19 protein-coding genes are annotated in these 21608 nt (G+C 68.5%); 12 read left to right on the top strand and 7 right to left on the bottom strand.

Annotated features, from left to right (window positions below; translation table 11 throughout):
* The first annotated feature begins 389 nt into the window (after positions 1-389).
* The 4 genes from Aau02nite_RS47885 (at position 390) to Aau02nite_RS24250 (ending at position 4899) form a co-directional block, all read left to right on the top strand.
* Positions 390-1040, top strand: coding sequence for an STAS domain-containing protein (locus Aau02nite_RS47885; protein WP_212990851.1), 651 nt, complete (start codon positions 390-392; stop codon positions 1038-1040).
* Between the two features lie 211 nt (positions 1041-1251).
* A complete protein-coding gene (locus tag Aau02nite_RS24260) occupies positions 1252-1845 on the top strand; it encodes a hypothetical protein (RefSeq protein ID WP_212990850.1) in 594 nt (197 codons plus the stop codon).
* Between the two features lie 412 nt (positions 1846-2257).
* The gene (locus Aau02nite_RS24255) at positions 2258-2674 is read left to right on the top strand and encodes a hypothetical protein (RefSeq protein WP_212990849.1); all 417 of its coding nucleotides are present in this window, start codon (positions 2258-2260) and stop codon (positions 2672-2674) included.
* A gap of 299 nt (positions 2675-2973) precedes the next feature.
* Positions 2974-4899, top strand: a complete 1926-nt coding sequence (locus Aau02nite_RS24250) for an acyl-CoA dehydrogenase family protein (RefSeq protein ID WP_212990848.1) — start codon at positions 2974-2976, stop codon at positions 4897-4899.
* 75 nt (positions 4900-4974) lie between these two features.
* Here the strand turns inward: Aau02nite_RS24250 and Aau02nite_RS47455 are convergent, their stop codons facing one another.
* The 6 genes from Aau02nite_RS47455 to Aau02nite_RS24225 form a co-directional block, all read right to left on the bottom strand.
* Complete coding sequence (locus tag Aau02nite_RS47455; RefSeq protein WP_281421020.1) at positions 4975-5100, bottom strand: hypothetical protein; 126 nt, start codon at positions 5098-5100, stop codon at positions 4975-4977.
* A 120-nt stretch (positions 5101-5220) separates the two neighbouring features.
* The gene (locus Aau02nite_RS24245) at positions 5221-6186 is read right to left on the bottom strand and encodes an alpha/beta fold hydrolase (RefSeq protein WP_212990847.1); all 966 of its coding nucleotides are present in this window, start codon (positions 6184-6186) and stop codon (positions 5221-5223) included.
* 289 nt (positions 6187-6475) lie between these two features.
* Positions 6476-7342 carry a mechanosensitive ion channel family protein gene (locus Aau02nite_RS24240; protein WP_212990846.1) on the bottom strand — a complete coding sequence of 289 codons (867 nt, stop codon included), beginning with the start codon at positions 7340-7342 and terminating at the stop codon, positions 6476-6478.
* A 96-nt stretch (positions 7343-7438) separates the two neighbouring features.
* Positions 7439-8926 (bottom strand): phosphatase PAP2 family protein, encoded by a 1488-nt coding sequence (locus tag Aau02nite_RS24235; RefSeq protein WP_212990845.1) that lies wholly within the window; start codon positions 8924-8926, stop codon positions 7439-7441.
* A 99-nt stretch (positions 8927-9025) separates the two neighbouring features.
* Positions 9026-9394 carry a hypothetical protein gene (locus Aau02nite_RS24230; RefSeq protein WP_212990844.1) on the bottom strand — a complete coding sequence of 123 codons (369 nt, stop codon included), beginning with the start codon at positions 9392-9394 and terminating at the stop codon, positions 9026-9028.
* 267 nt (positions 9395-9661) lie between these two features.
* Positions 9662-10717, bottom strand: coding sequence for an AI-2E family transporter (locus Aau02nite_RS24225; protein ID WP_212990843.1), 1056 nt, complete (start codon positions 10715-10717; stop codon positions 9662-9664).
* Between the two features lie 385 nt (positions 10718-11102).
* Between Aau02nite_RS24225 and Aau02nite_RS24220 the strand changes: the two genes are divergently transcribed.
* The 3 genes from Aau02nite_RS24220 (at position 11103) to Aau02nite_RS24210 (ending at position 12768) form a co-directional block, all read left to right on the top strand.
* Positions 11103-11600 (top strand): hypothetical protein, encoded by a 498-nt coding sequence (locus Aau02nite_RS24220; RefSeq protein ID WP_212990842.1) that lies wholly within the window; start codon positions 11103-11105, stop codon positions 11598-11600.
* Positions 11601-11699: 99 nt separating this feature from the next.
* Complete coding sequence (locus Aau02nite_RS24215; protein WP_212990841.1) at positions 11700-12020, top strand: BON domain-containing protein; 321 nt, start codon at positions 11700-11702, stop codon at positions 12018-12020.
* A gap of 271 nt (positions 12021-12291) precedes the next feature.
* The gene (locus Aau02nite_RS24210) at positions 12292-12768 is read left to right on the top strand and encodes a single stranded DNA-binding domain-containing protein (RefSeq protein WP_212990840.1); all 477 of its coding nucleotides are present in this window, start codon (positions 12292-12294) and stop codon (positions 12766-12768) included.
* A 471-nt stretch (positions 12769-13239) separates the two neighbouring features.
* Here the strand turns inward: Aau02nite_RS24210 and Aau02nite_RS24205 are convergent, their stop codons facing one another.
* Complete coding sequence (locus Aau02nite_RS24205; RefSeq protein ID WP_212990839.1) at positions 13240-14232, bottom strand: YihY/virulence factor BrkB family protein; 993 nt, start codon at positions 14230-14232, stop codon at positions 13240-13242.
* Between the two features lie 856 nt (positions 14233-15088).
* Here Aau02nite_RS24205 and Aau02nite_RS47450 point away from each other — a divergent pair.
* The 5 genes from Aau02nite_RS47450 (at position 15089) to Aau02nite_RS24180 (ending at position 21233) form a co-directional block, all read left to right on the top strand.
* Positions 15089-15616: an META domain-containing protein gene (locus Aau02nite_RS47450; protein WP_307857949.1), complete on the top strand. Its 528-nt coding sequence runs from the start codon at positions 15089-15091 to the stop codon at positions 15614-15616.
* A gap of 855 nt (positions 15617-16471) precedes the next feature.
* On the top strand, positions 16472-16975 hold the full coding sequence (locus tag Aau02nite_RS24195) for a lytic transglycosylase domain-containing protein (protein WP_212990837.1): 504 nt from the start codon (positions 16472-16474) through the stop codon (positions 16973-16975).
* Positions 16976-17314: 339 nt separating this feature from the next.
* Positions 17315-19099 (top strand): glycoside hydrolase family 15 protein, encoded by a 1785-nt coding sequence (locus tag Aau02nite_RS24190; RefSeq protein WP_212990836.1) that lies wholly within the window; start codon positions 17315-17317, stop codon positions 19097-19099.
* Positions 19100-19226: 127 nt separating this feature from the next.
* Positions 19227-20579: a DUF2254 domain-containing protein gene (locus tag Aau02nite_RS24185; protein ID WP_212990835.1), complete on the top strand. Its 1353-nt coding sequence runs from the start codon at positions 19227-19229 to the stop codon at positions 20577-20579.
* 195 nt (positions 20580-20774) lie between these two features.
* The gene (locus tag Aau02nite_RS24180; RefSeq protein ID WP_212990834.1) at positions 20775-21233 is read left to right on the top strand and encodes a DUF305 domain-containing protein; all 459 of its coding nucleotides are present in this window, start codon (positions 20775-20777) and stop codon (positions 21231-21233) included.
* The last annotated feature ends 375 nt before the right edge of the window (positions 21234-21608 follow it).

Genomic DNA, 21608 nt, shown 5'->3' with positions numbered 1-21608 from the left:
TTCCGCATACCGGCGAATGCCGCTCGTTGGATCGACCAGGTGACGTGCCGTCAGGCTGCATCATCCTTCTTGGCAGCCCGCTCTTGCTGTCATCGATGGCCGAGGGCGGATGCCGTGCGGTCCTCGCGGCGGGCGAGGTATGGAGCCGGTCAACACGCCGTTCCTGCACGCACCTGGTACCAGCGACGGGATCGCCGGTGCTCATCACACACTGGCGCTGCCGCCGTGCCTGCCCCGCATACGGCGGCTCGGCGTGGACAGCCCGGGACAGCGTCGCGTAACTGTCATCGGAGTGGGCAGTTTTTGATCGACTCTCGTCATAGAGAAGGTGAACAGTCGATCGGGTCAAGGCCGCACCGCGGTGCACCGCCAGCCCGGATGGAGATCCGATGACGCTCATGATCAGCACCCACCGACTGCCCGAACCGATGATGGCGATCGCGATCGAGCCACAAGGTGAGATAAGGCCCGAAGACGCCTACAAGCTCAGTGATCGAGTTATTGCGGTTCTGGCTGCCACCCGCCCTCATCGTATCGTCGTGGATCTCAGTGCCGTGCCGTCGATTTCGGATGCGGGGATCGCCGCCCTGCGGTCCGGCCACGATGAGGCCGCCGCTCAAGAGACGAACCTCGTGGTGGTCGACCCGGAACCGCGGGTCCGGGAGCAGCTGAGGCGTTGCGGCCTCGAGGATCTTCTGGACGGTTCCGGGCGGCGGTCGCCCGTAGTTCGACGGACGGACTGCACCAAGCACCGGGCAACCGGTTGCTGGGCTTCGCGCAGCTCGGGCAACCGCCGCGACGCGCCGCCGCCCACCGCATCTTGCGGGCCCGTACGGGGACTTTCCAGCAAGGCCACGTGCTGTGCCATGGCGAGATCGCCGCCGGCGTGCTGGGAATCGCCGAGCAACCCGAACCGGTGCGTTGCGGCAACCAGCTGCCGGGCACGCGGCCTGGCGACTCAGACGCCGGTCCGGCACGCCCGCCATCGCCCGGCCGTGTCCAGTGCGGACCAGATCCCGGCTGGGTGTGCTGGGTCGTGAGCAGAGGTTCGCGCTGTCGCCCTGCGGCTCCTTCTGCCCGCACCGCCTTGCGCAAGCCGAAGTACGCGGGCAGGCGAACGGGCGCCCTTGGATTGTCATGAACCCGCAGGCGGGCTGTCACATGCCGTGGGAACTCCACCAGACAAGAGCCAGGGCATACATGGTCGTCCGGGCGGATGCTCTGGACACGATCCGACAAGGAGGAAGGATCATGGTCAACAGAGATCAGTATGCGCGTCCCACATTGATCCGATGGGGATCGGTGTTGGCTGGCGCGGTCATCGGGCTTGCCTTGCTGGTGCTCACGTCCACCCTGTGGGTGGCCCTCGCCGAAGGTAGCGGCATTGACGCTATCGACCGTAATCTTCACTGGTACGGTTTCGGGACGGCGGTGGTCGCCCTCCTGCTCGCCGGACTGCTGGCCGGCTGGTTGTCCGGTGTCCGGGGCGCCGGTGCGGGCCTCTTCCATGGTCTTACCGTGTGGGGTCTGATCCTGCTGGGGACCATCGTGATCGCCATTCCGCAGGCTTTCCAGCCCTTCGCGGCGTTCACCTCGCCGTTGCCGGAGCTCGGAGCGGGGCCGTTGTGGGCAACGTTTCTGTCTCTGCTGATCGGTCTGGTCGCCGCGGCTGCGGGGGGAATGCTCGGTGGTGGGCTCTCACGGCCCGCGTGGTTGTACGCGCCGACGGCCGGCCACTCCGACGAGCCGGCGGGCACGCATCGCCGTGATGTCGAGTTCGGTTCCGGCATCGACGGCGCGGGAAGGATCGAGCATCGAGAGCGCGAGCGGCCCCTGAGGACCTGACGCCACCGTGCGAAGGCTCGGACCAGATCGAGGCGCCTCGTCGTTGCCGGCTGCCGTGGTCGGCAACGACGAGGCGCCGAATCGCCACGACGCCCGCTCCTTCCCGGCCCATCGGTGCCCTTCTGTGACTGGCTCTGCACCGGTACGTGCGCTCGGAAGACGTTCCCGTCACTGGTCGCGGGTAAGTGGTCGACCCGTGGATGTCGTTCGAGAAGGGACGTTCTATGCCCGGTCCTGATCCCGCCGGGCGGCCGGGGAAGGATCCGTGGCCACCCGTGCAGTGCCGGTTCCGCTCTGCTCTGCGAAGAAGGCCCCGTGCCGAGCTTCGCTTGGAACGCGGACCGTGCCGACCGCTGGGTGAGGTCTGCGACAGTAAGGAGGTGCCATGGCGTACCACCGCTCGCATCCCTTGATGGTGCTGGTGGCGACCGTCGTCTGTGCTCTGGGCACCAACGCGTGCGACGCCGCCCGGAACGATTCCGCGCCGGCCGTGCGGCCGGCCCCGTCGCACGGCGACTACTTCCAGGACGGCTCCTTCATCGGTACGACCGTCACGGTCACAGGGATCGTCGTCCGCGTGATCACTGAGACATCGTTTGTCCTCGACCTCACCGAGGTGGGCGACCAGGCCGTGCTGGTGCTGTCCGCGTCGGCTCTCGACGTGGCCGTCAACTACCGGGTAACCGTCACGGGTGAGGTCCAGAAGTTCGCCTATCGGCGTTACGCGGACGACTATGCCCTGGCGCCGGACAGGGGACACTATCAGCGCTTCGACGGGGACCGGTTTCTGGTGAGTGCCGGGGCGCTGACCGTGCGGCCGACCGGGTAGCGCCGGCGCATCAGACGGCCTTTGTCGGGCGTGTAGGGTCGCCGACGCGCCAGCCGACCAGACGACCGTTGACGTTCGGTCTCGGTTCCGCTCCTCGCCCCCGGCTCCGGCGTCCTACCCGGGGCGGTGTGCGGCCCGCAACTCGGCACCTGCGACCTGAGGGTGCTGCCCGGCTGGAGTGGCGACGGCATGTCTCGCCACTACGCCGCGGGCGTGACGGACGGATGCGCGCAGGACAGCCGGCAGCATTGTTCGGTCCATGTGTGTGAGTCGGCCGCTGCCGTTGTTACTGTTGAGTAATGAGACTTCAGGAAGCGCTCGACGGGCGGTGGGCCCATGTGCGTCAGGCGGCGCGGGACCGTCTCGCCGGCGGCCGCTTCGTCGCGGTGCCCGGCGAGACGATCGGGCAGGCCCGCGCGCGGGTCACGCGACTGCTCCGCGAGCTGCCTGCCGACCTCTGCGCTGCTGGTTTCCCGGCTGAGTACGGAGGAGCCGGCGACGCGGGTGCCGCGGTGGTTGCCGTCGAGATGCTCGGATTTCTCGACCTCTCGCTGATGATCAAGGCCGGCGTGCAGTGGGGGCTGTTCGGTGGTGCGGTGGCTGCCCTGGGCACACGACGTCATCACGACAGCTTCCTCAAGGACATCGTCTCGGGGGATCTGCTCGGCTGCTTCGCGATGACCGAGACCGGGCACGGCTCGGACGTGCACCGGCTGCAGACCGTCTGCGAGTACGATCCGGACACCGAGTCGTTCGACCTGCACACGCCGTACGAGGCCGCCCGCAAGGACTACATCGGCAACGCCGCCCAGGACGGCCGGCTCGCGGTGGTCTTCGCCCAGCTGGTCACCGGAGGGAGGGGGCACGGTGTCCACGCGTTCCTGGTGCCGATCCGTGGGGCGGACGGCGAGCCGCTGCCGGGTGTGACCATCGGCGACGACGGTCACAAGGCTGGTCTGCTCGGCGTCGACAATGGGCGGCTGTCGTTCGACCACGTGCGGGTGCACCGGGACATGTTGCTCGACCGGTACGGCGGCGTCGCCCTGGACGGTACGTACAGCAGCCCGATCGACGACGACGCGCGCCGCTTCTTCACGATGCTGGGCACGCTGGTGCGAGGCCGGGTGGCCGTCGGTGGTGCCGCGTCCTCGGCGACCAAGGAGGCGCTGACCATCGCGGTCCGTTACGGCGAGACACGCCGTCAGTTCACCGCCCCGGGCCGGGACCGGGAGGTGGTACTGAACGACTATCTGGCGCATCAGCGCAAACTGACGATCGCGCTCGCCACTACGTACGCGTTCACGTTCGCCCAGGACGAATTGGTCGCCACGCTGCATGAGGTGCAGTCCGCGGCGGAGCCGGTCGACGAGCACCGGCAGCGCGAGTTGGAGTCCCGGGCGGCTGCGCTCAAGGCGGCCCAGACCTGGCACGCCACCCGGACCATCCAGACGTGCCGGGAGGCCTGCGGCGGCGCGGGGTATCTGGCGGCGAACCGGCTGCCCGGCCTCAAGGCGGACACCGACGTCTTCACCACCTTCGAGGGCGACAACACGGTCCTGCTCCAACTCGTTGCCAAGGGTCTGCTCACCGGATACCGGGACAGCTTCGGTTCGCTCGACGGCTGGGGCCGTACCGCGTTCGTCGCCGAGCAGGTGCGCGAGATGGTGCTGGAGCGTACGGCAGCCCGGTCGCTGATCCACCGGCTGATCGACGCCGCGCCCGGAGGCGGTGACGAGCGAGCGTTCACCGACCGAGGCTGGCAGCTCGCGATGCTGGAGGACCGTGAGCGGCACGTCCTCGACGGCGTGATCCGGCGGCTGCGCAAGAACTCGGCGACCCGGGAACGGCCGTTCGACGTCTTCAACGACGTTCAGGACCACGCCCTCAAGGCTGCCACCGCGCACACCGACCGGGTAGTCCTCGAAGGGTTCGTCGCCGGGATCGAGCGCTCGGCCGACCCCGCGGCACACGCGCTGCTGTCGCGCGTCTGTGACCTCTACGCGCTGAGCAGGATCGAAGCCGACAAGGGCTGGTTCCTGGAGCACGAGCGACTCACCCCGGCCCGCGCGAAGGCCCTGACCGGCATCGTCAACGGCCTGCTCAAGGAACTCCGGCCGCAAATGACGACCTTGGTCGACGCGTTCGGGATACCCGACGAGTGGCTGGCGTCGGCGATCCTGCGCGAGGAACCGCGCCGCCAGGAAGAGATGGCGTCAGGTTCTTGACCCTGCCGACGTGGAGCTGATCAGCGAGGACAATCGGTACGCCGGTTGTTTCCGATGCCGTAGGCAGCGCCGCAGTCAGCGGTCGAGCCGCACCCGGCGGCGGCTGAATCCGCGGGCAGCCCAGGCGGTCACGGCCACGCCGGCGATGATCGACCCGAGGCCGTCCATGGCGGGGTCGGCGACGGTGTCGGTGGTGTCCATGCCGGGCGGCTTCGCCGAGCGGACCGGCCTCCGATCCTCGACGTCCGGTCGTTTGCCGGCCCTCATTCATGGACCGGGGTTGAGCGTCGCGTTCGTGGGTGCGACACCTGCCGGCGCTGGCTACGAACGCGGGCTCCAGCAGCGGTCCGGGTTCAGCTGACCCACGTCCGTTCGGGAGGGGCCGAGGTGTGCGACGAACCGGGCGATGTGCGCGGCGACCAGAGGACCGTCCGTCAGGGGCACCATGTGGCCCTTGCCCGGCAGGGTGACCAGGTCCGCCTCAGGCAACCGGTCCATCAGCGTCCGCACGCCGGCGGTGTCTGCCTCCTTGTCGTGGTCACCGCGGAGTACAAGGGCGGGCACAGTCAGGGTCCGGGCCGGCCGTGAGTGGTCCGCGCGGACACTGGCCAGGCCTGTCCGGGCCAGGACGTCCGGATCAGTGGCGAGGAAGGTCCGCCGGGCCTGGTCGACTGCCGTTTGCGGGTCGCCGGGAGCGAAGACCAGCTTCCGGGCGAAGGCGTCGGTGACGCGGCGAGCGTCGCGCAGGAGGCGGGCCACTCGTGCTCCAGTGCGCAGGGCGGTCAGCCACAGCCGGAGCAGGCCCCGGCGTGCGATACCAGGCAGTCCGCGGGCGGGCAGGCCGGGCGCGGTGACCACCGCGGCGGTCGACCCGGCGAACACAACGCCGGCGATCGCGTCCAGTGACTGCTGAGCGTGGGCGAGCACGACGGCGCCGCCCAAGCTGTGACCGACCGGTACCACGGGTCGGTCCCCGGTCGTTGTCGCCAGCACTGCCGCGAGGTCCGCCGCATGTGCCTCCAGGCTGTAGTCGCCGGCCGGGGAGTGGCCGCTGCGACCGTGCCCGCGCAGGTCGTAGGCGACGACGCGGTGCCGGTCGGCCAGCTCGTCGATCACCTGCCGCCACGAGTCCAGTGAGAGGCCCAGGCCGTGCACCAGCACCACCGTCGGTCCATCCGGCGGACCGTATGTGCTGGCGAACAGCGTCGTGCCGTCGACCGACGACACGTGGACCTGTTCGTCCGGACGAGTGAGCGGGCTTTCGGCGGTGCGGTGTCGAGGGATCATGCATGCTGCGCTACCCCTCCACCGGCCGTTGCACCCGCTCCCGGGGTCCCCTTGCCTCCGCGGCGCAGGACTGGACACACGCCCGAAGCCGGCGCTTCGAGACAGGCCTCGGCGCGCGCTCGTAACCGGGAGATGTGCCCGGCCATGTCGGCAGAGCGGTGGCGCAGCCCGATTCGTCACTGTGCGGAGTTCAAGACGGCTGCGAATTCATGACGCTTCGGTGAAGAAATCGGTCCGACGGGTTTCCGGCGGCGAGCCGGCTGAGGGGTGGGTCCGGACCGTACGACTGTCAGGCGTCCGCAGCGGTGTCCGGGGCACGTACTGTCACGTCCTGGGTCGCTGAGGCGATGGGTATCGACGCCTCCGTGAGACGATCCAGGACTGTGCGGGTCACGATGTCTTTCACCGCTCGGGCCTCGCGCACCGGTACGACGAACCGCGCGGACAACTCGATCCAGTTGTCGGTGGCTCGCACGAACACCCGTGGTTCCACCTCAGTGCGCCCGACCGGGTAGCGACGGCGCATCTGCGTGATCGCCTGCTGTGCCCCTTGCGAGGCCGAAGTGCGCTGGGCTTCCTCGCGCAGGATCGTCTCGGCGAGCCGCCAGTCGTCGCGGTAGGAGATGGTGATGGTGAGCTCTTCCCAGAGGTGGTCCAGGGCGGCGGTGCTGTTGTAGACCGGCTCGTTGAATACGGCCTTGTTGGAGATGGAAACGGTGCGGCCGGTGTACTGCCGTCCCCGGACCCAGGACGCGGTGTCACTGCTGGAGCCGATTTCCAGCACTGTGGTGCGAAGCGGCGTGATATCCAGGACGTCACCGCGGACTCCGCCCATCTGGATGCGGTCACCCACGCGGAACTGCCGCCCCGTCAGGATGCTCGCCCAGCCCGCGAGGGCGCCGATGACCTCCTGCATCGCGAAGGCGATCCCCGCCGCGGCCAGCCCGAGCACCACGCCGACGCGTCCGGCGAACGGGCGCCATACCACGGCAAGCGTCACCAGCAGCACCGCAAATGTCACGTAGTGCACTGCCTTGCGTGCGTAGTAACGGGTGTAGGGCTCACCGAGGCGCCAGCCGGCGAGGCGTCCCGCTGCCGTTCCCACGGCCACGGCGACGATCACCAGCACGACCGTGGTCACCAGACGGCCGGTCACCGTGGAGTTGTCACGCAGCAGATCGAAGAACGCATCCATCCAGGGACCCTTTCCGAATGCCGCCGTCGGCCGCCAGGCTCGCCGTGTTGGCCTCAATCACCGTCGCACCGCGGTCGACTGGCAACCGTGACTGCCTATCGAGTCGCGATTGGGGGTGAGTTCAGCGTGATCAGATGCCGGTACTGCCGCCGGTTTGATCGCCCACCAGCAGGCGGTGACCCAACAGGCGGCGAGCAGAAAGCTCCCCGCCAGATCAAGGGGGTGGTGCACGCCCCAGTAGAGCCGGGCGGCGGCGACGTAGCCCGGCGCGAGGACGGCAAGCGCCAGGAACGTCCAGCGTGGCCACCCGCGGGAGTACTGCCAGGCCAGCAGGGCCAGGGCTCCGTAGAGGCACAACGGGGCGGCCACGTGCCCGGACGGGAAGCTGGCAGTGGGTGGGATCTCCGGGCCCAGCTGCGGCACGTCGGGGCGGTCGCGGGACACGATGGTCGACGAAGCGAGGAACAGGGTGACCTCGCCGAGCATGACGACGGCGAGGAACACCACGGGCCGCCACCGTCGGCGCAGCGCGACGACGATCACCATCGCTGCGAGCAGAACGGCCAGGATCCAGTGGGCGTTGCCGAGCTTGCTGCCGACAGCCGCGACGGGATCGAGTACGGGGTCGCGGTGCTCGGCGATCCACCGCACGATTGCCTTGTCCATGGCCACGAGAGATGAGTCGTCCAGTGGGCCGGTGATGCGCCAGCCGGCGCCGAACAGCGCTCCGAGGATCAGCACCCAGGCGACCATGAGCTCGGCTGCGGTGCGCCATGGATGCGCCAGGACCTGTCCCTCGTCTGGAGCCGGGCGCAGGGCATCGGCGGCCTCGGGCGCCAACCCGTCACGTACCGGCGGCTGCGTCGTGCGCCGGTCGCCGTGCCAGCGGCGGAACGCCGCGGCGGTGACGGCCAGCCACGCGGCGCCGAGCAGCCAGCCCCCCAGGACGTCGCTGACGTAGTGCACGCCGAGCGCTACCCGGGTGAACCCGACCAGCCCCACCAGCACCGTGGTCACCACGATGGCGAGGATGCGCCAGCGGCGGGCGGCGGGAAGGAAGACCAGCAGCAGCACCCCGTAGGAGACGAACGAGCCTAGCGCGTGCCCGCTGGGGAAACTCATGCCCGGCGCGAACGCGACGGGCAGGTCCACCACCGGCCGCAATCGTCCGACCAGCAGTTTCAGGGACGGGTCAAGAATCAGGGCGCCGAGGGCGGTGACGACCACATAGGCGGCGAGCTGGAACTGGCGGCGGATCAGGAGGTACGCGGTCGCCAGCACCAGCACCCGCGTCAGGATGGTGCCACCGCCGAAGTCGGTCAGACCACGCAGGATCTCCACGACCAGGTCGTTATCGGCGACCGCGGCGTTGAGCGTGTCCGCGACCCGCTGGTCCGCCCGGAAGAGCGGCGTCCACGCCGCGCGCACCGCGGTCAGCAACAGCAGGAAACCAAGGGAGCCTGCTATTAACGCCAGCAGACCCGCCGAGCCGACCGGGGACCGGCCGGCTCGGCGAGGAGATTCTTCTTGTACGTCGTGCAGCACGCGCCGCTCCTTGGTGTGCAGACGCCCGGCTTTGCGTCGATGGCGTGTCGGTACCCCTGATCGAGGTGGCCGCGGACGGGTCCACGGCCACCTCGTGGCTCACGATTCCTGGATCAGCGAGTCGCTGTCGCTGCTCAGGTGCACGATGTCGTCGCGCACCGTGGCGACTTCATCGGCTGGGACGTAGGCGTCTCCTGCCAAGACCCCGGAGCAGTCGATCTTCAAATAGCCGGAGCGCAGGAGCTGGGCGGCGAACTGGGCCGGCACGTCCGGCTCGGTCCCGCCGATGACGCCGGCGAGCGTCTCCGCGAGGCCACCCCCGCCACCCTGCCCCTCAGTGGTGACCGCCTGCGGGTCACCCATCCGTACCAGCTTGACGGTGCCCACATCGTCACCGGACTGGTCCACCACCCGCATGCCCGCCCTGATCTGAGCCATCGGCCGGTCGCGATCATCGGTCGTGTGCATGAGCATCTCCTTCTCCCGAATATCGATGCTGTCGAGCGCCGCCTACCCGCAACCGGCCGCCGCGTACCAGCCGGGCGGATGTCCAGAACGGCGGGTACCCCGTAGTAGTCGTACAGCGGTCGTACCGGTCGGCTTCATCGATCAGATCGGGGTCGTAGCCCGGTCCGCTGTCACGGATGCACCAGAGCTCCTCTACCACGCCGACCGCGCCCCCAACCGGCGCGAGGCAACGCGATCGGAGGTTGATCGGGAAGTGCGATTGACCGCTCACCGGGCGGGCCCGACGCCCGGCTCCGCCTCAGGGTGAGCGTGGTCGCCGGACACGGCCGCGGCGGGCTGTCTGCTGGCGTCGAGGTCGGCTGTGCGGTAACCGAGGATGGCGTGGTAGACGACGGCGCAGGCCGGGACCGCGATCAAGGCCCCGGCGATGCCGGCCAGGAGGGTGCCGGCGGTGACCGCGAGCAGGGTCACCACAGGGTGTAGACGCACTGCTCTACGCATGATCACCGGATGCAGCAGGTTGCCCTCCGCCTGCTGCACGATGATGACGACGACCAGCACGATCACCGCGTCGCTGGTGCCGTTGGTGACCAGCGTGACCAGGGTCGCGGCAGCCCCGGCGACCGTCGCTCCGATGACCGGGACGAAGGCGGCCAGGAAGGTCAGGACGGCGAGGGACATCGCGAGTGGGACGTCGAGCAGGAACAACGCCGCACCGATCCCGACGGCGTCGACGGCGGCGACCGCCACGATGCCGTGGGTGTAGGAGGTGAGCGCCTGCCATGCGCTGTGTCCCGCCCGGTCGATGTCGGACCTTCGCGATGCGGGGAGCAGGCCGGTCAGCCACCTCCACATCCGGTCACCGTCGCGCAGGAAGAAAAACAGCAGAACAATCGCCAGGAGCACCGCCGCCAGGGTTTCGGTCGCAGTGGTGACGCCCGAGTAAGGGCTGGGCAGCGCGTGGCGCAGCCCCTGCACCATGCGGGCGGCGATGTCATCGACCTGGGCCCGGTCGAGGCCCGGTACCGTGTCCACCAAGGTCTGGCGTAGCCGGTCCGCCCCCTGGATGACCTGCGCCTGTAGATCATCCAGTTGGCCGGCGGCCCGGCGGCCGATCAGGTACGACGCCGTAGCGAGCACGGCCAGCAGCCCCGCCACCCCGCTGAACGCGGCAAGTGAGGCCGGAACCCGGATCCGCTTCAACCAGCTCGTTAGCGGGGCGATCAGGGCCGTCACCAGCAGAGCCACGATGATGGCCATGGTCATCATCGCGACCCGGTACAGCACCTGCGCGACCACGTAGACAGCCAGTGCCAGAACCAACAGAGACCCCGTGACAGCTGCCGCCCGGACGAGGCGCTGGTAGGGGGTCCGCCTATCTTGAGGGACCATGAAGCAGGCCATCCTTATCGGTCGTCAACGAAGGTCACCCGCGCTGCATCGATCGGCTCGCCGCACCCGGCGATCGCGTTTCACTGCTCACACAGGTCCTACCCGTCGAGCGCGGACCCATACGGTGACTTCCCGTGGCGCTTGGGTCGCCTACACGTTCCACCACGACACTGCGTCATCCGGCTGTCACGTTATCCCGACCTCGCCGGGGGAATAACCCAGGTACGTCCGACTGCCGCCACGCGTCCCGCAGTCCTTCGCCGTCGCGGCACGCAGCCACAGCCGGTCCGCGACCAACCGGCGAGGAGATGAGAGCATGATCGGTAACGACCCACCGGCCGGTGGGGCACAGCAGGTCGTCGCGATCTATCTGCGGTCTGACGAGGCTTCCGCAGCGGCTGACCGACTCGCGCAGAAGATTCCGACGAGCGGCATGGCGATCGTCTGCCGCCCGGAGCGGCCAGCGGCATCTGGACCGATCCTGCCGGTGCGCCGGCTCGTCGTACTGGGCGCTACCGTGGCCGGAGCGGTCATAGGCGCGGTATCGGGTGTACTGGTGCAGGTATGGGAGCTGGACGCTCCACTGGTGTTACCGCTTCCGGTCGCTGTCGGCGCTGTCTTCGGCGCTGTCGCCGCCCCGCTGGTGGCTGTACTTTGCTGTGCTGTGGCGGCTCCGCCCCGTGCGCCGATGCGCATCGGGGGAGCGGCCCGGTACTACGAAGTCCGGGTCGGCGCGGCGTTCGCCGACCGTGCTGTCCGCATTCTGCACGGCAGCGTCGCCACCGCCCCCGATGAACCGGCCGCGACGACCTGATCCGACAGCGGGGGATGGTTGGCCACGACCACCGGATGGTAGGGCCCTTGCACCGGCCGGCCATCGGTACGGCCCCGCCGGCCCCGCCCGGAGGTTCCCATGATTCCGTACTTTTCTTTCGATTCCCCCTTCGACAGTGTCCCGAACGGTGGTTTCTTCGTCCGTCCTGGCCCGGCGCTGCCCGCTGACGAGGAACTGATGCTGCGCATCGCCGACTGTCTGCGCGGAGACCTCGAGGGACCCGGCAACCGGGTTGTCTTGGAGGTGCAGAACGGCGTGGTCGTTCTGGAGGGCGTCGTGGTCACCCGCGCGCTGAACGCTCTGATGCACCGCCTGGTGTGGCGAGTTCCGGGCGTCGCCGACGTCTGTAACCGGCTGACCACGTGGGAGGACGAACGGCGCGGGCATGTCGACCCGTGATCTTTCCGCCGTTACGGCGCAGGCCGGCGTAGCACCTGTTGCTCCGGCTGCGGCTGGACGGCGTTGTTCGGCTGCACCGATGCTTCCACCGTGACGGACCGGCGAGGGCGAAGGTGAAGGTTACCGGGATGGTGGTGCCCGCGAGGATCTCCCGGTTCATTGCCGTGGGCTGAGCCGGCGCGGGCGACGGATGCCGGGCATGGGCCTGGGCAATCGAAAGCGCTGAAGGAGGAGCACGATGAGAACGTATCGGAAGCGCTACCGCATCCGGATGTCGGTCGCGGCGAGCTTGTTCGCGGTGCCGCTCATTCTCGGCGCCTGCGGCGAAGACGATGATGTCGTCCCCGCGACCCCACCGGCCGCTACCACGGAGGCCAGCCCGGAGATCGGCGATATCACCGACGCCTACTTCGGCGGACCGTCCTATGTGGGTCGGACAGTGACTGTGCTGGGTACCGTCACCAGAGTGGTCGGTCCGAGTTCCTTCGTGCTGGACGGGAGAGAGTACGGCGACGACACACTACTGGTGATCTCCGCACCGGCGAGGAGTGTCGAGGCCGGCCAGCAAGTCGAGGTGACTGGTGTCGTCCGCCAGTTCGACTACGAGATCTACCGCGACGGGTACGGGCTGGCGGACCCCGGCCTGTATGGCGACTTCGAGCGGGAGGAAGTCCTGGTCGCCGGAGGTTCGGCGGCCGCCTCGGGCGGTGCATCCACGCCGGTGCAGTCACCGTCGCCGGCAGGTTGAGCGGCGACGGTGCCCGCTGGTGCGATGGGGCCCGATAGCCGCGCCTGATCCGCTACCCGGGGGAGGGGCGGACCGTCAGCAGCCTCGGGCCCCATCTGGTGGAAAAGTGTTGCGCAACGAGATCGCACGTGTCCGGCGATGCCATGACAGTTTCGTGAATCGGCCGCTGTCGTCTCGACGGCGCACACGCTGCTGCGACCATCACGGTCACGAGCCGGTTCGGGTCAGATGATCTTCTCGTTCAAGGCGTCGGCCTGCTCGGTGGCGCACGCGGCCGGGTATTCCGGACACGGTGATGGCGGCGCCGCTCCTGGCGGTGATGGCGTGTATCGGCTGGCGGTCCTCGGGGTGCGGAAAGCTCCGGCGAGACGGCGGCCACCTTGCTGAACCTGCTGTCTGTGGTCGGGGGTTTCGGGGCGGGCGAGGATCCGAACGCCGGCGCGATCAATGCCTGGGAGCAGCCGGGTGGTCCTACCCGGTACCGGGTGCCGGGCCACCTCGGCGCGCGCCGGAGGCTCGGGCACGTCGGTTCCTGGCATCTCGGCGTCCCTCCCGGGTCGAGGCATCGGGCCATCTGTCGTCGATGGTGGCGTTGAGTTCTGCCCCGATCAGTACGGCCAGGGCGGTCAGGAAGAAGAACAGCAGGACAGCGATCGGCGCGGCCGCCGCTCCGGTGTCGCTGCGCAGGCCCGACGCGAGGTAAGTGCGCAAGGCGACGCTGCCGGCGATCCACACCACCATGGCCGCGATCGCTCCCGGCAGGTCCCTGCGCCAGCGGGTGCGCACCGGCACGGCGACGTGGTAGAGCGAGGTCAGAGCCGCCACGGACAACAGTGACACGAGAGGCCAGTAACCCACTGTGACCAGCCATGTCAGGTCCGGTCCGGGCAGTCGGGTGAGCAGGCGAGTGAGGACGCCGGGGCCGAGGACCAGCAGCGGCAGCAGGATCGTGCCGACGATCAAGGCGCCGACATACAGGCCCAGGCTCAGCAGCCGGGTACGCCAGAAGCTGCGCAGGCCCTCCATGTCGTAGGCGACCGTGATCGCAGAGACGTAGTTGCCCAGCGCCGCGGATCCGCTCCACAACGCCAGCAGCAGACTGAGCGACAGCAGCCCTGAATTGTCGTCGTGCAGAGTGCCGATCACGAGTGGCCGGACGACCTCGCGCATGGTCTGCCCGGTGAAGACCCCATCGGCCCAGCCGAGGATGGCGGCTGCCACCGGTTCGGAGTAGTCGGCGCCGAAGGCGGTGCCCAGCTGCCCGGTGAGCGTGAGCAGCGCGAGCAGCAGTGGCGGTAGGGACAGCATCGTCCAGTAGCTCGCCTCGGCCGCCAGCCCGAGCACCCGGTCGCGCATCGACTCGCGGGCCGCACTCACGGTCAGCTCGATACCGGCGCGGGTGCCGGTGCGCAGCCGTTCCCACATCCGTGCGATCCACTCAGGGTGTGCTCTCCGATCGTCCATATCAAAGATCGTCCTTGGTGTGGGAGGGCCAGACGTCGGTTCCCCGATCCGTGGCGGCACGATCGGGCCTCGGGGCGCCGCCGGCATCGTGTCTGTCACGGTCAGCAGCGTCCGCGCCGCGGGGATCGGCGCTCCTGGTCCAGGTGCCCGGCCGGGTACAAGGTCCTGGTAGCCGAAATGTCGCGGGGTAGGCGACCATGCGCCGGTGGCAGGGCGTCGTCCGGCATGGCAGGTGTCGGTCGCACAGCCGCTCTTCGGGTGCGGACTGCGACTGCTACCCGGTCGCCCAGAGCCCGAATCAGCGGTGCCGTACCTATCCGTGGTCCAGGGTCATCGGAAAGCCGCCGTCCGGGTGGGCACTGGCGGAGGAAGGGAGCGGGTCCGGTCCCTCTATGGGAAGGCCGCCGTCAGACGAGCACTCATGCCCTCAGGATGGCTGGTGAGGACGCGGAGAACGCCGCCGCTCGGGTGAGAGGCCCAAGATCAAGCCCAACCGGGCTCGCCGGTCTCGGCGCTGTTCGCCGCCGGGACACGCCTGCATGCGGCTGGTATTGCCGGGCATTCCGCGGGTAGGCACCGCACCACACAAACGCTCGTCTACTTCACGGCACGGGCCCTTTCGGCAGCAGAGGCGGTTGATGAAAGGCAAGCCCTGTGCCAGGCCAGGCGCGGGAAGAAATCACCCGGAAGGAGGCCCTCCTGACTTGGCTCGAGAGCAAAGAATAGAGACGCTCGAACCGGAAGAGGATGGACGGCCCAGGCAGTTGTCAAGATTCCACGATCCGCGTCGGAGAAATCGCTGCTGCGGACAGGAGATCGGTTGTCGCTTGGCTGCTTCCCGCGGGAGACCTGAGCAATGAGGAGGGCTGCAATGCGGTGTCGGAACGGTTTTCTGATTGGTCTGATCGTGGTGTGCGCGGCGCTGAACGGATGCGGGGAACCCACACCCGGCCGCACACCGGGGACGGGTGGGGCGTCTCCTGCCCGGCCCTCCGCGGGGGCGGACCTACTCGAACAGCAGGAGCTCTCAGGTCGTTGGGTTCCGGTGGTCTCCCGGAGCGACCGTTGGCACGAAACTCCGTACGTGCAGTTCGCGCAGGACGGCACCTGGCGCGGTACGGACGGTTGCAATGGTCTGTCCGGGCGTTGGAGCGTCGACTCGGACGGTGGATTCGAGGCGTCCAGCGGTCCGAGCACCCTGATCGGCTGTGACAATGTGAATCTGGGGCGTTGGCTGACTCAGACCCAAACCGTGCAGCTCGACGTTGACGTGCTGGTGTTGCGTGACGCCAAGGGCAGCGAGATCGGCCGGCTCCAGCGATCGACCGCCTCGCCGCGCCCTGATGCCCCGGAGAGCGGAGTCGTTACGCAGCCCTCACCGTAGGCGCCGCTGTAGGCAAACTGTCGGACTGGCCTGACGCCGATGCCGGGCGCCGCTCCGCGACTGCCGTCGGCACTCAGGGCACTGCTGCGCCGTTGGACCACCACGCAGGACGCGATGTGTTCGTTCCCGATGGCGGCGTGGCGCTGTCGTCACGGCGGGCGGCGAGGTGTTCGTGGTGGTGTCCTGGGTCCAGCCGACTGGACGACAGCCGTCCGGCCGACCGTGAGCCCCGCAGGGCCGAGGACGCCATTCGGCCACCCCGAGCAACCGGGCCGCCCAGAGCGGCCGCAGGAGCCGCAGGAACGGCACCACGGGCACCTGCTGGAGCTGTGGGGTCCCGAGCAAGGCTCTGGTCGAGGACCATCAGCAGGAAATGGCGCCGAGCACGCTCATCGGCGCTTCCAGCCGGCGCAGCCACTGTTCGTCTCACGGCGCTTGAGCGATTGCGGAAATGCCTGATCCCGCCGTCGATATCGGCGTCGGGCATGTGTGCCGGTCATTCGGATCAGAGCGAGATGCGGCGCGACGATCGTCGCGTCGCATCAACTGCGGGGTCCGTCCGTGGCGATGCTTTTGCCGGAAGGTTCGCGTGCCGGATTGACGGCGCCGTCACCGGTGAGGCTTACCGGGCCTGGGTTGTGCGCTACCCGATCTCGGCGAACACCTCGCGGGGACCGGGGCGCCATCGGAGTCATGAAGCAGCCTTTCTCTCGGTGCAGATACGGCCACGGAGCGCGAAATATGTCAGTACGGTGACATCGATGTATTTGCGTTAATGCCACGCCGGCACGGGTACCGGACAGCCACGCGAACCGAGGAGGAAAAATGCTCAGAATCATCGGCAGAGCGATGGGTGTGGCGTTGGCGGCGAGCGGCGGTGCGGCGCTCATAGCGGGGCCCGCGTGGGCCGGATCGCCGGATGTCAGGAACGTGCCGGGTGAATACGAAAGCTGGGTCAGGCAGGCCGCCGTCACCTGCGATGCGGTGAACGGCCCGCTCCTCGCAGCCCAGATCGAGCAGGAGTCGGAGTGGAACCCCGATGCTGTCTCGTCCATCGGCGCGGAAGGCATCGCACAATTCCTGCCCGGCACCTGGGCGGCGTACGGGACAGACGCCAACGGCAACGGCTGGACCAGCCCGTTCGATCCGCCGGACGCCATCATCGCCCAAGGCCGCTACATGTGCGACCTGGTCAGTCAGGTATCCACCGTGCCGGTGGACCTCACCACGGCTCTGCTGTGGGGCTACAACGCGGGCCCGGTCGCCACGACGGAGGCCAACGGCCGTCCGCCGACCGCCGAGGCGGAGCACTACGCACGCCGGATCACCACCGAGCTCATCCCCAAGTACACCCCCTGACGCGTTACGCATGACGGCCGGCGCGGTGCGGACAGCACCGCGCCGGCGGCGACCCCGAGCCGGCGGTGAGACGCGATCCACGCTCATAGTGGTGACCGACCGTCCCGGTGCTGTGGTCCGACCGGGTGTGGCGGGAGCCATGCGCGAGTGCTGGCTGTCTGGCATGGTGGGTTCGGCGTGGCGAGAAATGGCCCGGAGCGGTCGGCACCGCATGGTGAGCAGTCATGGCCGGCATTGGTGTCGGCGCATCCGCACCGTCGGCGGTGCCTTTCCGATTCGTTTCGGATGCTGATCGTGCGGAGTGGCTCTATGACGTAGTCGGTAGTGAGGAGTTGTCGGATGGCAGGGCGTATCGAGGACTACGCGATGATCGGAGACCTGCATACGGCTGCTCTGGTCGGCCGGGACGGGTCGATCGATTGGCTGTGTCTGCCGCGGTTCGACTCGCCGGCGTGCTTTGCGGCATTGCTCGACGCCGAGTCCGCTGGTCATTGGCGGTTGGCGCCGGCCGCGGGCGGCACGTGCACGACGCGGCGGTATCGGGGCGATTCGCTGGTGCTGGAGAGCGAATGGACCGGCCCGGACGGCACGGTGCGGGTGGTGGATTTCATGCCGCCGCGCGGGGACGCCGCCGATGTGGTGCGGATCGTGGAGGGTGTGAGTGGCCGGGTCCGGATGCGCAGTGAGCTGCGGCTGCGTTTTGACTACGGTTCGATTGTTCCGTGGGTGCGTCACGGTGACGGCATGTTGACCGCGATAGCAGGGCCGGACGCGGTCTGGTTGCGCTCGCCGGTGCCGCTGCGCGGCGAGGATGAGGCCAGCTGGGCTGACTTCGAGGTGGCCGCCGGTGACCGGGTGCCGTTCGTGATGATCTGGGCGCCGTCGCATGAGCCGGCTCCGGAGCCGGTGGACGCGGTCAAGGCACTGGACGAGACCGAGTCCTTCTGGTCCGGATGGATGGATCAGTGCACCTATCAGGGCGGCTGGCAGGATGCCGTGCGCCGGTCGTTGGTGACCCTGAAAGGGCTGACGTACGCACCCACCGGGGGGATCGTGGCGGCGGCAACGACTTCGCTGCCCGAGCAGTTGGGCGGCAGCCGCAACTGGGACTATCGGTACTGCTGGCTCCGCGATTCGACGTTCACTCTCCAGGCGTTGCTGGCCAGTGGCTTCGTCGAGGAGGCCCGGGCATGGCGGGACTGGCTGTTGCGGGCCGTGGCCGGGTCACCGGCACAGCTGCGCATCATGTACGGCCTGGACGGCACTCGTCGATTGCCGGAGTACGAGTTGCCATGGCTCGCCGGCTACGAGAACTCCTCTCCGGTGCGGATCGGTAACGGCGCGGCCGCGCAGTTTCAGCTCGATGTCTGGGGCGAGGTCCTAGAGGGCCTGCACCTGGGACGCGCCACGACCCTGGGCGCGTCGGAGGACCCGTGGGACCTGCAACGGGCGCTGATGGACTTCCTCGAGGGCAACTGGAAGGAGCCGGACAACGGGTTGTGGGAGGTCCGGGGGCCCCGGCGGCACTTCGTTCACTCCAAGGTGATGGCGTGGGCCGGAACGGACCGGATGATCCGCGGCGTCGAGCAGTTCGGTCTCGATGGACCGGTCGACCGCTGGCGCGCGCTGTGCGACGACATTCACCGTGACGTGTGTGAGAAGGGTTTCGACCCGCGGCGAAATACGTTCACCCAGTACTACGGGGGCAGCGAGTTGGACGCGTCGTTGCTGCTGTTGCCGAGGGTCGGTTTCCTGCCCTGGCGCGACGAGCGGATCGCGGGGACAGTGCACGCCATCGAGCGGGAATTGTGCGAGGACGGCTTCGTGCTGCGGTACCGCACCGAGGCCGGCGTCGACGGGCTGCCGGGTCGCGAGGGCGCTTTCCTGGCGTGCAGTTTCTGGCTGGTCGACGCTTTGCACGGCCTGGGCCGTCAGCACGACGCCGTGACCTTGTTCGAGCGCCTGCTCGGTTTGCGTAACGACGTCGGGCTGTTGGCCGAAGAGTGGGACCCGCTCGCCGGCCGCCAGGTCGGCAACTTCCCGCAGGCGTTCAGCCACGAGCCACTGATCAACTCAGCTCGGCAGCTGTCTCAGGACATCACCGCCACGACCACCGATTTGTGAGGCGCTCGGGCCGGATCTCCGGGTGTCCTGGCCGGGCCGGGGTTCGGTCCGACCTCGCCGGGTACCACCCTGACATGGGTGTTCCACGCGTTCGCGACCTCGCTGTGCTGACCGCGAGGAAGCCCGGATGAGCGACGATTCACGACGCTGGGCAGTGCTGCGCGAGGCTTGGCGTACACAGCTGTGGCCGATTCCTGCGCTCGGGGTACTCACCGCTGCGGGTCTCGGCATCGCGTTGCCGGCGCTGGACGCACGCGTGGTCGGAACCTTTCCGGACGCGGTCACGGGATATCTGTTCTCCGGTGGCCCGGACGCGGCCCGCACCGTGTTGTCGGTCATCGCCGGTTCCCTGGTCACGGTGACATCGCTGACCTTCTCACTGACCGTGGTGACGTTGCAGTTGGCCAGCAGCCAGTTCTCACCGCGGCTGCTGCGGACCTTCACTCGCGATCGGGTTGTGCACGCGACCTTGGCCCTGCTACTGGCGACCTTCACCTATGCGCTGACTGTCCTGCGTACCGTCCGGGCGTCGCTCGACTCGCCGTCCGCGTTTGTGCCTCAGTTGTCGGTGTCCCTGGCGTTCATCCTGGGCCTGGGCAGCGTTCTCGGGCTTGTGGTCTTCCTGGCGCACCTGGCCCGGCAGCTGCGCGTGGAGTCGCTGCTGAAGGAGGTCCACGCCGAGACGTCGGAGGTCATGGACAATCTGCTGACCGGGTCCCCCGCAGATGAGGGTGAGCCGGTCGCACCCACCACACCGGCGACTGCGGTGCCACTGCGTATGGGGCGCTCCGGTTTCCTCACGTCCACGGACGAGCGTGCGTTGCTCGCCGCGGCTGCGGGCGCCGACGCTGTGGTGTCGATCGATCGGCTGCCGGGAGAGTTTCTCGTCGCAGGAACACCCGTGGGAAATGTCTGGCGCAATGACGGCGGCGCTCTCGACGAGGAAACTGTCACGCAGGTGCAGCAGCGGGTGCGGAAAGCGATCAGGACCGGCTTCGAGCGGACAGCGACCGAGGACATCGCGTTCGGCCTGCGCCAACTCGTCGACGTCGCGGTCAAGGCGCTCTCCCCGGGCGTCAACGACCCGACGACCGCGGTCCACGCCCTCGGGTACATCTCGGCGCTGCTGTGCACAGCGGCGGGCCGTGATCTCGGGCCTTCGCTCGTGCGCGACGACCAGGGGCAGGTGCGGGTGGCGCTGCGCCGACCCGACCTGCGTACGCTGCTCGACCTTGCCCTGACCCAGCCCCGGCACTACGGAGTCGGCGACCCTGAGGTGACGACCCGGCTGTTCTCCCTGCTGCGTGAGTTGGCTTGGTCGACCAGCAGACCGGGACATCAACGGTTGATCGAGGAGCATCTCGGCATCCTGGTGGCGGCGACGGAACGACAGGAGCTCCTCGATGCGGATCGACTGCGGGTCACGGTGGAGGCGGGGCTCGTCCGGCAGGTCCTTCTCGAGGCGGGAGCGCACGGGTGAGCCCCTTCGGGAACAGTTCCGGCGATCCATAACCGGGGTGGGATCACCACGGCCACCATCGGGGTGCTCAGCTTGCGCTCACCCCGACGATCGAGCAGCCCAGGACTCCTGTCCGCACGTACGGGTCGGGACGAGTGCCGGTGGGTAGTCAGGGCCGTCTGTGGCACCGGGCCGCAGGGACAAGGAGAGAAGTCGATGAAGGGCAGGCCCTACGCGACCCTCGCCGCGGCGATCACCGTGCACTTCTTTGTCATGTGGGCGCTGACGTACAGCGGCGTCTGGGACTTCGACCACATCTGGCTCAACCTCAACCGCTTCTCCATGGCCGTCGCCATGGTGGCACCCATGATCATCGTCATGGTCCTCGCCATGTGGCGCATGTTCCCGAAGCCGCGCGTCAACGTGGCACTGCTCGCCGTCAGCGCTCTGGTCTTCGGTGGAGCCTTCGCCGCCATCCGCACCCAGACCTTCGTCGGTGACCAGCAGCTGTCGCGCTCGATGATTCCGCACCACTCGATCGCCATCAAGACCTGTGAGCGGGCACAGCTCACCGATCCCGAAACTGTCCGGCTCTGTCGGCAGATCGTCCGGACCCAACGGGAGGAGATCGCCCAGATGGAAGCGATCCTTGCCCGGCTCGACCGGGCGGGTTAGTGGTGATCGCCATGGACGTGGTGCCGGAAAGCTGCTTCTGAGCTCCTGACTGGCACTGCGGTCCTCAGGCCGCCGAGACCTGCCGCGAAGTGACCGACGCGGCGCGGCATGCAGAGCCCCGCCCGATGTGCTTCGTCGCGCGGACGGGAAAGTGGGCCAGTACGCCGATGTCCGGCGGCGGTTCGCCGGCCTTGGCGCCTTCAGCAGGTGTCACCAGAGCGCAGGCGTACTGATCGTGGATCGTCACAAAGATGGTGAAGTGTTGGTCGAATCCGAGCCGTGCCGCGATACGCCGTGTCTGTGGCGACCGGCGGCAGGGCCGTCCTGGTGGATCCGGGATCCCGTAAGCCCGGTTCGCGTGAGCGTCCGATGCCG

It is taken from the genome of Actinoplanes auranticolor (assembly GCF_018332655.1).
GTDB lineage: Bacteria > Actinomycetota > Actinomycetes > Mycobacteriales > Micromonosporaceae > Actinoplanes > Actinoplanes auranticolor.
This window is presented reverse-complemented; position numbering and strand designations above follow the sequence as displayed.

What these genes read in the sequence shown, in the direction of transcription:
- Aau02nite_RS47885 (WP_212990851.1), top strand. Translation starts at nt 390, where the DNA reads ATGACGCTCATGATCAGCACCCACCGACTGCCCGAACCGATGATGGCG.
- Aau02nite_RS24260 (WP_212990850.1), top strand. Translation starts at nt 1,252, where the DNA reads ATGGTCAACAGAGATCAGTATGCGCGTCCCACATTGATCCGATGGGGA.
- Aau02nite_RS24255 (WP_212990849.1), top strand. Translation starts at nt 2,258, where the DNA reads ATGGTGCTGGTGGCGACCGTCGTCTGTGCTCTGGGCACCAACGCGTGC.
- Aau02nite_RS24250 (WP_212990848.1), top strand. Translation starts at nt 2,974, where the DNA reads ATGAGACTTCAGGAAGCGCTCGACGGGCGGTGGGCCCATGTGCGTCAG.
- Aau02nite_RS47455 (WP_281421020.1), bottom strand. Translation starts at nt 5,100, where the DNA reads ATGGACACCACCGACACCGTCGCCGACCCCGCCATGGACGGCCTCGGG.
- Aau02nite_RS24245 (WP_212990847.1), bottom strand. Translation starts at nt 6,186, where the DNA reads ATGATCCCTCGACACCGCACCGCCGAAAGCCCGCTCACTCGTCCGGAC.
- Aau02nite_RS24230 (WP_212990844.1), bottom strand. Translation starts at nt 9,394, where the DNA reads ATGCACACGACCGATGATCGCGACCGGCCGATGGCTCAGATCAGGGCG.
- Aau02nite_RS24220 (WP_212990842.1), top strand. Translation starts at nt 11,103, where the DNA reads ATGATCGGTAACGACCCACCGGCCGGTGGGGCACAGCAGGTCGTCGCG.
- Aau02nite_RS24215 (WP_212990841.1), top strand. Translation starts at nt 11,700, where the DNA reads ATGATTCCGTACTTTTCTTTCGATTCCCCCTTCGACAGTGTCCCGAAC.
- Aau02nite_RS24210 (WP_212990840.1), top strand. Translation starts at nt 12,292, where the DNA reads ATGTCGGTCGCGGCGAGCTTGTTCGCGGTGCCGCTCATTCTCGGCGCC.
- Aau02nite_RS24205 (WP_212990839.1), bottom strand. Translation starts at nt 14,232, where the DNA reads ATGGACGATCGGAGAGCACACCCTGAGTGGATCGCACGGATGTGGGAA.
- Aau02nite_RS47450 (WP_307857949.1), top strand. Translation starts at nt 15,089, where the DNA reads ATGAGGAGGGCTGCAATGCGGTGTCGGAACGGTTTTCTGATTGGTCTG.
- Aau02nite_RS24190 (WP_212990836.1), top strand. Translation starts at nt 17,315, where the DNA reads ATGGCAGGGCGTATCGAGGACTACGCGATGATCGGAGACCTGCATACG.
- Aau02nite_RS24185 (WP_212990835.1), top strand. Translation starts at nt 19,227, where the DNA reads ATGAGCGACGATTCACGACGCTGGGCAGTGCTGCGCGAGGCTTGGCGT.
- Aau02nite_RS24180 (WP_212990834.1), top strand. Translation starts at nt 20,775, where the DNA reads ATGAAGGGCAGGCCCTACGCGACCCTCGCCGCGGCGATCACCGTGCAC.